This window comes from Streptomyces rhizoryzae (assembly GCF_023155275.1).
Lineage (GTDB): Bacteria > Actinomycetota > Actinomycetes > Streptomycetales > Streptomycetaceae > Streptomyces > Streptomyces rhizoryzae.
In genome coordinates, this window is the sequence record NZ_JALMUV010000052.1 from 42,666 (window position 1) to 55,076 (window position 12,411).

At 74.2% G+C, this 12,411-nt stretch carries 11 protein-coding genes and 1 pseudogene; 2 read left to right on the top strand and 10 right to left on the bottom strand.

Features of this window, described 5'->3' with window-relative positions; all coding sequences use genetic code 11:
* Positions 1-441: 441 nt before the first annotated feature.
* Positions 442-1,122, top strand: a complete 681-nt coding sequence (locus MUU72_RS30415; protein ID WP_248016640.1) for an SCO3374 family protein — start codon at positions 442-444, stop codon at positions 1,120-1,122.
* Here the strand turns inward: MUU72_RS30415 and MUU72_RS30420 are convergent.
* The 10 genes and pseudogenes from MUU72_RS30420 to MUU72_RS30465 form a co-directional block, all read right to left on the bottom strand.
* Complete coding sequence (locus tag MUU72_RS30420) at positions 1,053-1,385, bottom strand: histone-like nucleoid-structuring protein Lsr2 (RefSeq protein WP_248016641.1); 333 nt, start codon at positions 1,383-1,385, stop codon at positions 1,053-1,055. The two genes, MUU72_RS30415 and MUU72_RS30420, sit on opposite strands and share 70 nt — an antisense overlap.
* A 157-nt stretch (positions 1,386-1,542) precedes the next feature.
* Positions 1,543-2,061 (bottom strand): amino-acid N-acetyltransferase, encoded by a 519-nt coding sequence (locus tag MUU72_RS30425; RefSeq protein ID WP_248016642.1) that lies wholly within the window; start codon positions 2,059-2,061, stop codon positions 1,543-1,545.
* 9 nt (positions 2,062-2,070) lie between these two features.
* Complete coding sequence (locus MUU72_RS30430) at positions 2,071-2,553, bottom strand: BlaI/MecI/CopY family transcriptional regulator (RefSeq protein WP_248016657.1); 483 nt, start codon at positions 2,551-2,553, stop codon at positions 2,071-2,073.
* A 169-nt stretch (positions 2,554-2,722) separates the two neighbouring features.
* Positions 2,723-2,902 carry a hypothetical protein gene (locus MUU72_RS30435; protein ID WP_248016643.1) on the bottom strand — a complete coding sequence of 60 codons (180 nt, stop codon included), beginning with the start codon at positions 2,900-2,902 and terminating at the stop codon, positions 2,723-2,725.
* A 68-nt stretch (positions 2,903-2,970) separates the two neighbouring features.
* Positions 2,971-3,720 (bottom strand): hypothetical protein, encoded by a 750-nt coding sequence (locus tag MUU72_RS30440; protein WP_248016644.1) that lies wholly within the window; start codon positions 3,718-3,720, stop codon positions 2,971-2,973.
* Positions 3,721-3,844: 124 nt separating this feature from the next.
* A complete protein-coding gene (locus MUU72_RS30445; RefSeq protein ID WP_248016645.1) occupies positions 3,845-4,642 on the bottom strand; it encodes a type III pantothenate kinase in 798 nt (265 codons plus the stop codon).
* A gap of 4 nt (positions 4,643-4,646) precedes the next feature.
* On the bottom strand, positions 4,647-5,678 hold the full coding sequence (gene nadC / locus MUU72_RS30450; protein WP_248016646.1) for a carboxylating nicotinate-nucleotide diphosphorylase: 1,032 nt from the start codon (positions 5,676-5,678) through the stop codon (positions 4,647-4,649).
* A complete protein-coding gene (locus MUU72_RS30455; protein ID WP_248016647.1) occupies positions 5,675-7,435 on the bottom strand; it encodes an L-aspartate oxidase in 1,761 nt (586 codons plus the stop codon). The genes nadC and MUU72_RS30455 overlap by 4 nt, the downstream gene beginning before the upstream one ends.
* 335 nt (positions 7,436-7,770) lie before the next feature.
* A pseudogene (gene panC / locus MUU72_RS30460) lies at positions 7,771-8,814 on the bottom strand (pantoate--beta-alanine ligase); the annotation flags it as partial.
* Positions 8,811-9,749 (bottom strand): Rossmann-like and DUF2520 domain-containing protein, encoded by a 939-nt coding sequence (locus tag MUU72_RS30465; RefSeq protein ID WP_248016648.1) that lies wholly within the window; start codon positions 9,747-9,749, stop codon positions 8,811-8,813. The gene MUU72_RS30465 and the pseudogene panC, both read right to left, overlap by 4 nt.
* Positions 9,750-10,583: 834 nt before the next feature.
* Here MUU72_RS30465 and MUU72_RS30470 point away from each other — a divergent pair.
* Positions 10,584-11,819: a threonine aldolase family protein gene (locus MUU72_RS30470; protein WP_248016649.1), complete on the top strand. Its 1,236-nt coding sequence runs from the start codon at positions 10,584-10,586 to the stop codon at positions 11,817-11,819.
* Positions 11,820-12,411: the final 592 nt, after the last annotated feature.

Sequence of the window (12,411 nt, forward strand, 5' to 3'; positions counted from 1 at the left end):
TCCGCATGCTAGTCCCGCAGGGCGGGACAGCTCATTCCAACTGCCGACACCCGTCCGGATCACCCCGCTCCGACGGGGAAATTTACTGCCGAACAGCTGACATCTGCTCCAACTCGATGGTGCGAGACGATGTTCCCGCAGGCCAGGCATATACGCATGCCGCCACTACGCCCGTGGCGAACGCGCCCCTCGCCGACACACCGTCCGCCACCGGTCAAAGACGGCGGCGAACTGCTCCGTGCGCCGGTCACAGCGTCTCTTCCCACTGAGACTTTCTTACCCGCTGCCACTGACACTCCATGCGGCGCGGGCCTTTCCCCTCCGCTACGGGCGAACAACCCCACGCCCCGCGATGCACCCGCACTCCCCACCTCGATACACGGAATGCAATCCTCCGCACACCCTCCGTAACCTTCCGTCGGGTCGGGAGTTGCACCGGGCATGGCCCGCGCGCTTCCGCGACCCCGCTCGCCCCTCGCCACCGTCCGCCGGTGGTACGAGGACGAACTGGGCTGGCCGACCACCGGCACCGAGCCGGTGGAGCTGCTCACGGGGGTCCGCTTCGACGTCCTGGAGATGCCCGCCGACGCGGGGCGCGCCGTGCTGCGGCGGCTGCCGCACACCGGCCCGGCCGCGCTCCTGCGGCCCGGACGGGGCGCGCAGCGCCCGCCGGATCGGCCGAAACTGCTCCTGCTCGTCGCGCCGGGCGGCGCGGAGGAGCTCCCGGGAATCCTGGAATGGCTGGAGTGGGGGGCGCTCGCCGCGGATCTCACGGCGCGCGGGGCCGGGGGGCGGATGCCCGCACCGGCGCCCCCCTCGCAAGGCCGCGCCTCAAGCGGCTGCGGCGCGCGGGAGGCCGCGGGGTGGGTGCGGCCTCCCCGGCCTGGGTACGAGGCCGCGGATTCCCTGCCCACCACGGGGATCGGGGCAGGAATCGGGGACGGTGGGGACGCCCCCGACCTCGTACGGCTCGTGAGCGCGGCGGCGACGGAGTGCCACCGGGCCCGGTTGGAACGTGCGCGTAATGGCCAATCGGATCGCGCCTGCGGCGCTCAGCCGTTGGCCTTCTCGAATGCCTCGCGAATGTCGGCGGGGACCCGGCCGCGGTCATTGACGTTGTAGCCGTTCTCCTTCGCCCAGGCGCGGATCTTCGCGGTGTCCTGGGAGCCGGCGGAAGCGGCGCGGGTCTTGCCGCGGCCGGCGGAACGGCCACCGGTCTTGCGGCCGGCCTTCACGAAGTCGGCCAGCGACTCGCGCAGCTTCTCCGCGTTGGCGTCGGAGAGGTCGATCTCGTAGGACTTACCGTCGAGAGCGAACGTCACCGTCTCGTGGGCCTCGCCACCGTCGAGGTCGTCGACAAGAAGAACCTGAACCTTCTGTGCCACCAGGTTTCCCTTTCATCGAATGTGGATTACGACGGAAAGCAAACCGCTTTTCCGGGAAAAACACAAACCCTTGGGTAGGGTTCACTTGCCCACACAGCGGGGAACGCATGCTTCCGTAGCCATGAGATAGGGGAGCGATTCGGACATAGAACGCTGATCACAGGTGCAGAAGCATGCGGCTGTTGCCCAGGGTGTTGGGCTTCACTCGTTCGAGGCCGAGGAACTCCGCAACCCCCTCGTCATAGGAACGCAGCAGTTCGCTGTAGACATCCCCGTCTACGGGAGTCTCGCCGATCTCGACGAAGCCGTGCTTGGCGAAGAAGTCGACTTCGAAGGTGAGGCAGAAAATGCGCCGCACTCCCAGCCACCGGGCGGTGGCCACCAGCTTGGCCAGGACCTGGTGCCCGACCCCGGCACCGCGCATCGCCGGGTCCACCGCCAGGGTGCGGACCTCCGCGAGGTCTTCCCACATGACGTGCAGTGCGCCGCAGCCCACGACCTCGGCGTCCTCGTCCCGCTCGGCGACCCAGAACTCCTGGATGTCCTCGTAAAGCGTGACGGTGGCTTTGTCGAGCAGGATCCCCTCGCGCGAGTAGGCGTCGATGAGGCGGCGTACGGCCGGGACATCGCCGGTCCGGGCGCGGCGGACGGTGAGCCCTTTTGAATGCGCTGGCATGCCCGGACGCTATCGCTCCTTGCCGCCGGCCTCCGCTCCGGGTTCATCTCCGGCGCCGGCCGGGGCTTCCCCGGGCGCGTGCGGGTGTTCTTCGCGGGGGGCTTCCGCAGCCCCTTCCCGGTGCCGTTCCCGGGCGGCGGTCTGTTCTTCCCCGGCGTCGTCCGGGTCGTCGGCCTGCACCATCCGTACGGCGTCGCGCAGGGCTTGCCGTTGTTCGGGCGACATCATGCCGAAGAAGGCGACCAGTGCGGCCGCGGGGTTGTCACTGGCGGACCACGCTTCGTTCATCAGTGCGGCCGAGTAGGCGGCGCGAGTGGAGACCGCCTCATATCGATAGGCGCGGCCTTCGGCTTCGCGGCGGACCCAGCCCTTCTGATGGAGGTTGTCCAATACGGTCATGACCGTTGTGTAGGCGATCGACCGCTCCTTCTGGAGATCCTCCAGGACTTCCCGAACGGTGACCGGGCGGTTCCACTCCCAGACCCGCGTCATCACCGCGTCTTCCAGATCACCCAAGCGTCTCGGCACACAAGAAGAATAGTGGGAGATGTCGCGAATGCCGGTTGATCTCGTTGCGTTTGGCCCGGAAAAAGGCGGTACGGCCCGGGACGGTCAATCCCGGGCCGTACCGCACGCGGACGGGCCGCCGAAAAGGCGGGGTTCAGGCGCCGAACGCCTTGGGCTCCTGCCCGGCGGCCTCGGCGCGCGCGAACGCCTCGTCGACGGCCGCGTCCTCCTTCGACTTGTTCTGGCCGCCCTGGCTCTTGATCATCGTGATGATCAGGCAGGTGAAGGCCACTGCCATCACTACGGGCGGAAGCAGCGCTGCGACGTAATCCATGGCAAGGGGCCTCCTTCAAGGCGTGAGCCCGCGATGCGTACTGAGCCAGGAGCCAGAGTACGCAGCGCTCAGGCGGTGCGTGTCTCCGGGGGCGGCGCGGGCTTGCGGCGGGGCGGGAAGACCTCGCCGGGCGTGGGGATCGGCCGGTCGGGGCGGGGGGCCTTCGGGTCCGGCGTGGGCTTGGGCGGCCCCCGCCGGGGCTCGGGGCGGGGCGCGGGGCTGGGCTCGCGCCGGGGTTCCCGCTCGGGCTCCGGCCCGGAGGCGGCGTCCGGGCCGCCGCGGGGGCCCGCGCCGGCCGGGCGTGGCCGGGCGGTCGCGCGCCCGGCCGGCAGGCCGTCCGGGCAGGGGCCGGAGCGCCCGCCGGGGAGCGCGCGCAGCCGGGCCCGGACCGATTGCTCGGCGAGCCGCTCACAGTGCCGCAGGACCTCGCCGCGGCGTGTGCGCTCGGCCTCGGCGGCGGGCCGGGCGAGCAGGGAGCGCAGCGCGGCGAGGTCGTCGGGGCCGGGGACGTGGCCGGCCGCCAGCGCCTCCTGGAGGCGTGTGAGGTAGCCGGTGGCGGCCCCGGGGAGGGCGTCGCGGTAGCGGGCGAGGTCGGCGAGCAGGAAGGCGCGCAGGCGGGCGCCCTCGCGGACCGCCTCGTCCACCGCCTCGGCCAGCAGGAGGTATTCCTGGACGTCCTGCGCCCGGTCCGGCCCGGGGGCGGCCGGCGGGACGGCGGGGGAGGTCGTCTGGAGGGCATGGGCGAGGGCGCGACGGAGCACACGCAACTCATCGGCGCCGAAGGCCATGCCGCCGCGGGGTCCGTATGGCATTGGCATGCGGCGACTTTACGACCGATTCGGACAAAAGCCGCTTAATTCGTGCACGGTGGCGCGGCAGCGGGGTGCGCGTCACACGGGCGCGCCAGTGCCGGACCGGACGCGCACCCTCCGTCCGCGTCCGTCAGAGGCGCCCGACGTTCCGCTCGTAGACCAGGCGCAGGCCGATCAGGGTCAGCCAGGGCTCGTGCTCGTCGATCACCGAGGACTCGCCGAGCACCATCGGGGCCAGCCCGCCGGTCGCGATCACCGTCACGTCGTCCGGGTCGTCGGCCAGTTCCCGGGCCATCCGCTGCACCACGCCGTCCACCTGGCCGGCGAAGCCGTAGAGGATGCCGGACTGCATGGCCTCGACGGTGTTCTTCCCGATGACGCTGCGCGGGCGGGCCAGCTCGATCTTGCGGAGCTGGGCGCCCTTGACGCCCAGCGCGTCCACGGAGATCTCGATGCCCGGGGCGATCACGCCGCCCACGTACTCCCCGCGGGCGCTGACCGCGTCGAAGGTCGTCGCGGTGCCGAAGTCGACGACGACGGCGGGGCCGCCGTACAGCTCGACGGCGGCCAGCGCGTTGATGATCCGGTCCGCGCCGACCTCCTTGGGGTTGTCCATGAGGATCGGCACGCCCGTCTTGACGCCCGGCTCCACCAGGACGGCCGGGACGTCCCCGTAGTAGCGGCGGGTCACCTCGCGCAGCTCGTGGAGGACCGAGGGGACCGTCGAGCAGATGGAGATGCCCTCGATGCCGTCGCCCAGTTCCTCCCCGAGCAGCGGGTGCATGCCCATCAGGCCCTGGAGCAGCACCGCCAGTTCGTCGGCGGTGCGCCGGGCGTCGGTGGAGATCCGCCAGTGCTCGACGATCTCGTCACCGTCGAACAGGCCCAGAACGGTGTGCGTATTGCCTACGTCGATGGTCAGCAGCATGGCGTCAGCGGCTCTCGTCGTCGCTCTCGCGCAGGTCCAGCCCGATGTCCAGGACCCGGGCGGAGTGGGTGAGCGCGCCCACCGCCAGGTAGTCGACACCGGCCTCCGCGTAGCTGCGGGCGTTGTCCAGGGTGAGCCGGCCGGAGGACTCCAGGGCCGCGCGGCCGGCGACCAGCTCCACCGCCTCCCGGGTCTGCTCCTGGGTGAAGTTGTCCAGCAGGATCAGGTCGGCGCCCTCCGCCAGGACGGGCGGGATCTGGTCGAGCCGGTCGACCTCCACCTCGATGGGCACCCCGGGGAACTCGTCGCGCACGGCCGTGAACGCCTCGGCGACGCCGCCCGCCGCCACGACGTGGTTGTCCTTGATCAGCGCGGCGTCGGACAGCGACATCCGGTGGTTGACGCCGCCGCCGCAGCGGACCGCGTACTTCTCCAGGGCGCGCAGGCCCGGCGTCGTCTTGCGGGTGTCGCGGACCCGGGCCTTGGTGCCGTCGAGGACATCCGCCCAGGCGCGGGTCAGGGTGGCGATGCCGGAGAGCCGGCCGAGGAGGTTCAGGGCGCTGCGCTCGGCGGTCAGCAGGTCGCGGGTGCGGGTGGTGACGGACAGCAGCTTCTGCCCGGCCGTGACCCGCTCGCCGTCCTCGACGTGCCGCTCGACCGCGAACTCGTCGGTGCAGACCACGGAGAGCACCGCCTCGGCGATCCGCAGCCCGGAGACGGTGCCGTCCTCCCGGGCGGTGAAGTCGCCGGTGGCGACGGCGTCCTCGGGGACGGTGGCCACGGTGGTGACGTCCACGCCCTGGTCGAGGTCCTCCTCGATGGCCATGTGGGCGATGTCCTCCACCTGGACGGGGTCGAGGCCGGCGGCCACCAGGAGGGCGGCCAGGTCCGGGTCGAGCCCGCAGGTCAGCGGGTCCAGCTCGTAGCCGTCGCCGTCACCGGCGCACCCGCAGGCGTCGCCGCAGCCGCCGCCGGCGGGGACGGCGCCGGGCCGGCCGATCTGGAGGAGGGGGAGGTCGTCGGGGGTGCTGCTCACGGGGTGGGCTCCGAATCGGGAGTGGGGACGGGCTGAGGGGTCGGGCCGGCGGTCGGCGGGAAGCCGGCGGCCTCGGTGGTCAGGACGGCGAGGGCGCGGTCCGCACCGAGGGTGATGCGGAAGTGCCGGCGCCAGGTGGCATCGTCGCGGTCCGGGTGGTCCTCGCGCCAATGGCAGCCGCGGGTCTCCTCCCGGAGGCGGGCGGCGGCCACCAGGACCCGGGCGACGCACAGCAGGTTGGTCGCCTCCCAGGCTTCCACACCGGGCACGGGGGCCTTGGCGGAGGCGGCGTCGGGGTCGGCGGCGGCCGCCGCGGCCTCCCGGTGGAGGCGTTCGAGGTCGTCGGCGGCCCGGGCCAGGCCGTCCGCGCTGCGCAGCACACCGGCGCCGGAGGTCATGATCCGCTGGACGGCGGTGCGCGCCTCGGGCGCCAGGAGGGGCAGCGGGGACCGGTCCTCCACCGGGGCGGGGGCCGCGGCACCGGTTTCCCGGGCGGCGATGTCGGCGGCGATCCGCTCGGCGAAGACCAGGCCCTCCAGCAGGGAGTTGGAGGCCAGCCGGTTGGCGCCGTGCACGCCCGTGCAGGCCACCTCGCCGCACGCGTAGAGGCCGGGGACGGTGGTCCGGCCGTGCAGGTCGGTGCGGACGCCGCCGGAGGCGTGGTGGGCCGCCGGGGCGACCGGGATCGGCTCGGTGACCGGGTCGATGCCGTGCGCCCGGCAGGCGGCCAGGATGGTCGGGAAGCGGCGCTGCCACATCTCGGCGCCGAAGTGGCGGCCGTCGAGGTACATGTGCGTGGTGCCCTGCTCCTGGGCGCGGCGCATGATCGCCTTGGCCACGATGTCCCGCGGGGCCAGCTCGGCGAGTTCGTGCTGCCCCACCATGAAGCGGGTGCCGTCGGCGTCGACCAGGTGGGCGCCCTCGCCGCGCACCGCCTCGGAGATCAGCGGCTGCTGGCCCTCGGCGTCCGGCCCCAGGTAGAGCACGGTCGGGTGGAACTGGACGAACTCCAGGTCCGAGACCTCGGCGCCGGCGCGCAGCGCCAGGGCCACCCCGTCGCCGGTGGAGACCGGCGGGTTGGTGGTCGCGGAGAACACCTGGCCCATGCCCCCGGTGGCGAGCACCACCGCCGGGGCGTGGACGGCCCCCACGCCGTCGTGCTGGCCCTCGCCCATGACGTGCAGGGTGACGCCGGCGGTGCGGCCCGCGGAGTCCGTGAGCAGGTCCAGGACGAGCGCGTTCTCGATGGTGTGCAGGCCCGCGTCGCGGACCGCGGCGACCAGGGCGCGGGAGATCTCGGCCCCGGTGGCGTCGCCGCCGGCGTGCGCGATCCGGCGCCGGTGGTGGCCGCCCTCCCGGGTGAGCTCGATCTCGTCGCTACCGGGGGCGGTGTCGAAGCGGGCCCCGGCGGCGATCAGCCGGTGGACGGCGTCCGGCCCCTCGGTGACCAGCGCCCGCACGGCCTCCTCGTCGCACAGCCCGGCGCCCGCGACGAGGGTGTCGGCCAGGTGCTGCTCGGGGGTGTCGCCATCCCCCAGGGCAGCGGCGATCCCGCCCTGCGCCCAGCGGGTGGAGCCGTCGTCGAGCCGGGCCTTGGTGACGACCACGGTCCGGCGGCCGGCGGCGGCGCAGCGCAGCGCGGCGGTCAGGCCGGCGACGCCCGAGCCCACGACGACGACGTCCGCCGTGATGGACCACCCGGGGGCGGGGGCGGTGAGACGTATGCCGGCGGGGCCGGCTGTTCCGGTAGCGGTCATCGGGTCGCTCCGAGGGGACCTTGGGGTGGGGTGGACGTAGGGGTCGGGGACTGCGGGGAGCCCTGCTCGGCCGCGGCCTGCGGGGGCCGGGCGGGGTGCGGGGAGGGCTGCTCGGCCGGGGCCTGCGGGGGCCGGGCCGGCTGCGGGGACCGGGCGGGCTGCGGGGCGTCCTGGGCACTGGTGGCCTTGGTGGCCTTGGGAGGCTTGGGGGCGGCCTGAGGGGGCTTGCGGGCGTCCGCCGCCGTGGCGGCCTTCCGGGGCTTGTGGCCGGGCTTCCCCGCGGAGCCGGTCCGCGCCCCCTGGGCGGCCGCGGGATACGGGGCGGCGCCCGGGGTGAACAGCAGCCGGATGTTGTCGATGAGCCGGGTGGTGCCCACCTTGGCGGCCACCGCGAGGATCGCCTCCCCCTCGTAGTCGTCGCCGACCTCGGTGAAGTCCCGGGGGTCGACCAGGGCCAGGTAGTCCAGGCGCAGCGGCGGGTCCAGGTGGGAGGCGTCCTCCAGGACGGCGTGCGCGGCGGCGCGGGCCACGGACGGGCCGTGCGGCGGCCCCGCGGAGGCGTAGGCGACCGCGTGCGCGTCGGCGGCCGCCCGGTCCTCGCCGAGGGCCGCCAGCGCCGCGGAGCGGTCCTGTACGGGGCGCCCGGCGGAGGCGGCGCGGGCGCGCAGCGCCTCCTCGGCGGTCAGCCGGTCGCGGGCCGCGAAGAGCGCCGCGGACAGCGCCAGCGCGGTGCGCCGCTCCGGACCGGAGAGGTAGCGGTTGCGGCTGGACCGGGCCAGCCCGTCGGCCTCCCGCACCGTGGGCACGCCGACGATCTCGACCGGGAAATTCAGGTCGGCGGCCATCCGCCGGATGACGGCGAGCTGCTGGGCGTCCTTCTCCCCGAAGAACGCCAGGTCGGGGCCGGTCAGGTGGAGCAGCTTGGCGACGACGGTGAGCACTCCGTCGAAGTGCCCGGGGCGGCTGGCGCCCTCCAGGACGGTGCCCATCGGGCCGGCGGTGATCCGGACCTGCGGTGCGCCGCCCGGGTAGACCTCGTCGGCGGACGGCGCGAAGACGGCGTCGGCGCCCGCCCGGCCGGCCAGCACCACGTCCTCGTCCAGCGTCCTGGGGTAGCGGTCGAGGTCCTCGCCCGCCCCGAACTGGAGCGGGTTGACGAACACCGTGACCACGACCTGGCCCTGCGCCCCGACCCGTTCCCGGGCGGCCCGCACCAGGGTGGCGTGCCCCTCGTGCAACGCGCCCATGGTCATGACAACGGCCCGCACGCCGCTGCGGCGCGGCAGCGCGCGCAGCGCCTCCGCGGTCCGCACCAGCTGCGGCCCCCCTGCCGGCCGCCCGGCACCGTCCGGGGACGAAGGGACGAACGAGGAGCTCATGCGCCACCTCCATGGGGGCCGGGGTCGGAGGGCGGCGGGCCGGCGAGGGCGTCCAGCAGTTCGGCGGCCAGCTCGGGCTTGAGCAGGCCGTGCGTCAGCGCCCGGTCGGCGGTCATCCGGGCCATCGCCAGATAGCCGGCGACGGCCTGCGGGGCGTGCGTACGCAGCTCCGCCACATGGGCCCCGACGGTGCCCGCGTCCCCCCGGGCCACCGGGCCCGTCAGGGCGGCGTCCCCGGACCGCAGCGCGTTGTCCAGCGCCGCGCCGAGCAGCGGGCCGAGCATCCGGTCCGGGGCCCGGACGCCGGCCTTCCGCAGCAGTTCCATGGCCTGTGCCACCAGGGTGACCAGGTAGTTCGCACCGATGGCGAGGGCCGCGTGGTAGAGCGGGCGGTCGGCCTCCGCGATCCACTCGGGCTCCCCGCCCATCTCGATGACCAGCGCCTCGGCGGCCATCCGCAGCTCCTCGGGCGCGGTCACCCCGAACGGGCAGCCGGCCAGCCGCTGGACGTCCACGGACGTCCCGGTGAACGTCATGGCCGGGTGCAGCGCCAACGGCAGCGCCCCGGCCCGGGTGGCCGGGTCCAGCACCTTCGCCCCGAACCGCCCCGAGGTGTGCACCAGCAGCTGGCCCGGCCGCACCGCGCCGGTCTCGGCGAGGCCCTTCACCAGGTCGGCCAGCGCGTCGTCCGGGACGGTCAGCAGGACCAGGTCCGCCCGGGCGAGCACCTCGGCCGGGGAGACCAGCGGGACACCGGGCAGCAGCTCGGCGGCGCGCCGTACGGAGGCGTCGGAGACCCCCGAGACGGCTACCGGGCGATGGCCCGCGAGCTGGAGCGACGCGGCGAGCGCGGGCCCGACGCGGCCTGCCCCGACGACTCCGACGGTGAGCCGGGCTGGCCGGGCGTGGGCCTCGGTGGATGGGTTCGGATTCACGTGGCGGCGGCCTTCCGTTCCAGTCCGCAAGGGGTACCGGACGATTCGTCGCCATGCTACGCGAGTGCCTCCCGCGGCCCTGAGGGCCGCACAGAGGGTGAGACGAGCGTCTCGGAGCAGAACCGGAACCTCGTGCTCCGGCCTCGCCGCGAGCCCGCTCCGGCCCGCCGCGGAGAGTTATCCACAGCCCTCGCGGCGTCTTGCGCGACTGCGCGATGATCGGTCCGAAGCCGCGCGGCGGGCGCGGAAGGAGCGGGACGAGCGGAGGCGGGGGCCGTGACCGAGAGCGGAAAACAGACAGCGCGGAACGCGAAAGCCCGCGAGGGCAAAAGCACCCGGCACGAGAAATTCCCGCCGGGCCGGGAACGGCAAGACCGCGGAGAAGCCAAGGGCCTCGGGGGACCCGAGAACGTCGGGGAGCACCAAAACGGCAGAGCACACCGGGCCCCCGGAGAGCACGGGGATCTCCCGCCGGATCTCGGAGATCTCCCGCAGCTCACAGAGAACCTCACGAACGGCGCAGGAGCACACACGGCCCCCGGCGAACCCGACGAACGCCACGGAGCCGACGAACGCAGCCAACAGGACGGAGCCGGTGTGCGCGACGAACGCAGCACGGCCGGGGAGCGCGGTGAACGCCGCAAGGCCGGTGGGCACCATGAACTCGGCGAACGCTGCGACGTCGCTGCGCGCGACGACCGCGATGAACGCACTCGCGATGAACGCGGTGCCCGCCTCGAACGCGGCGCATTTGCGGGAGGTGGCGGCAGTGGGGAGATCCGGGCCGCGAGCAGAAGAAACCGGACGGCGAGCAGGGGAAGCGGGGACGCACTCATGACGGAGGAGACCGGCAACGGAAAGCGGACGGCCGGGGACGCCGAGGACGGTGGCGCGGCCGCGCCGGTGCCGGACGGCGTGCCCCAGGGGCCGCCCGACGCCCGGGCCCGGCGTTTGACGGCATGGCGCGGCTCACTGCGGACGCTCACCGGTTCCCGGCCGCCGGAAACGATCGGCGAGCGGCTCCGCCGCCTGGCGGCCGAGGCCCCCGGCGCGTACGACCTCGACGACTGGACCGACCTCTACGGCAACGCCGACGGCATCGTGGGCGAGGTGGAGCGCCGGACCGCCGACGCCCTGGGCACCGAGGCCGCCGCGTTCTTCCCGACCGGCACGATGGCGCAGCAGGTGGCGCTGCGCTGCTGGGCCGGTCGCACCGGCAACGCCACGGTCGCGGGCCACCCCCTCTCCCATCTGGAGGTGCACGAGCGGGACGCCTACGCGGTGGTCAGCGGCCTGCGGATGGCGCATCCGACGACTGCCCCGCGCCTGCCCACGGCGGAGGAGATCTACGATCTCCAGGAGCCGTTCGGCACCCTCACCCTCGAACTCCCGCTGCGCGACGCCGGATTCGTCCTTCCCCGCTGGGAGGAGCTGACGTCCGCCGTCGCCGCGGCGCGGGACCGGGACGCGGTGGTGCACTTCGACGGAGCCCGGCTGTGGGAGTGCGCCCCGCACTTCGGCCGCCCCCTCCCGGAGATCGCCGGCCTGGCGGACAGCGTCTACGTGTCGTTCTACAAGTCGCTGGACGGCATAGCGGGCGCGGCGCTGGCCGGCAGCGAGGGGTTCGTCGAGGAGGCCCGTGCCTGGCGGCACCGCTACGGCGGCCAGCAGTTCCAGCAGTGGCCGGTCGCCCTCGCCGCGCTCGCCGGCCTGGACCGCGAACTCCCCCGGCTCCCTGAGTACGTCGCGCACGCCAAGGTCGTGGCCCGGGCGCTGCGCGAGGGCCTGGCGGAGGCCGGTGTGCCGTGGTTCCGGGTGCATCCCGAGGAGCCGCACACCCACCAGTTCCAGGTATGGCTGCCGCACCCACCGGAGGTCCTGACCGAGGCCGCCACCCGCCAGTCCGAGGAGACCCGCACGACGCTGTTCCACAGGTGGTTCGAGCCGGACCCGGCCGGCCCGCCGGGCGTGGCCATGACGGAGGTGACCGTCGCCTCCCCCGCCCTGGAGTGGACGGCCGACGACATACGCACCGCGGTGGCCGACTTCGTCCGCCGGATCGAGACCTGACGCCGTTCGGCGCGGCGGGGCCTGACGGTGGCCGGTGACCCGGTGGCCGGTGCACGTCACGAGCAGGGGCCCGCCGCGTCGAGCGCTGGCGTCGGCCGGCGCATCCTCGGCCGAGGTCAGCCGTGCCCCCAGGCCCGTAACGGGGAACCCGGGCCGCTGAGGCTGTCGGCGCCTCGGCTTCGTCGGTCCGCCGGCTCCCTCCGGCCGGCGCCCTTGGCGCCTCCGGCCGGTACGCATGGCGGCATCCGCCGATGCATCTGGTGCGCCCCGGGTCAAGGAGCTGGATGCGGCCCGGTCGGTGGCCTCGGGGCGACTCGGTGAGGAGGTTGGCGCGCCCGGGCGGTGCTCCTGGTGGCATGTGCGGTGCGTTTGCCGGGCCCGGGAAGCGGGTTCGGGGCCCAGCCGGGTCGGTGGCACTGCTGCGTTCCGGTCGGCGGCATTGCCGCGCCCCGGTCGGTGACCTTGGTGCGCTCCGGTCAGTGGCACCGCCGCGCTCCGGTCAGGGGTCTTGGTGGGGCACGGTGGCGAGGTCAGGGGGTGGGGCTAGTGGGCGGCGAGGTGGTGGTGGTTCTGGTCGGGGCGGGTGGGGGTG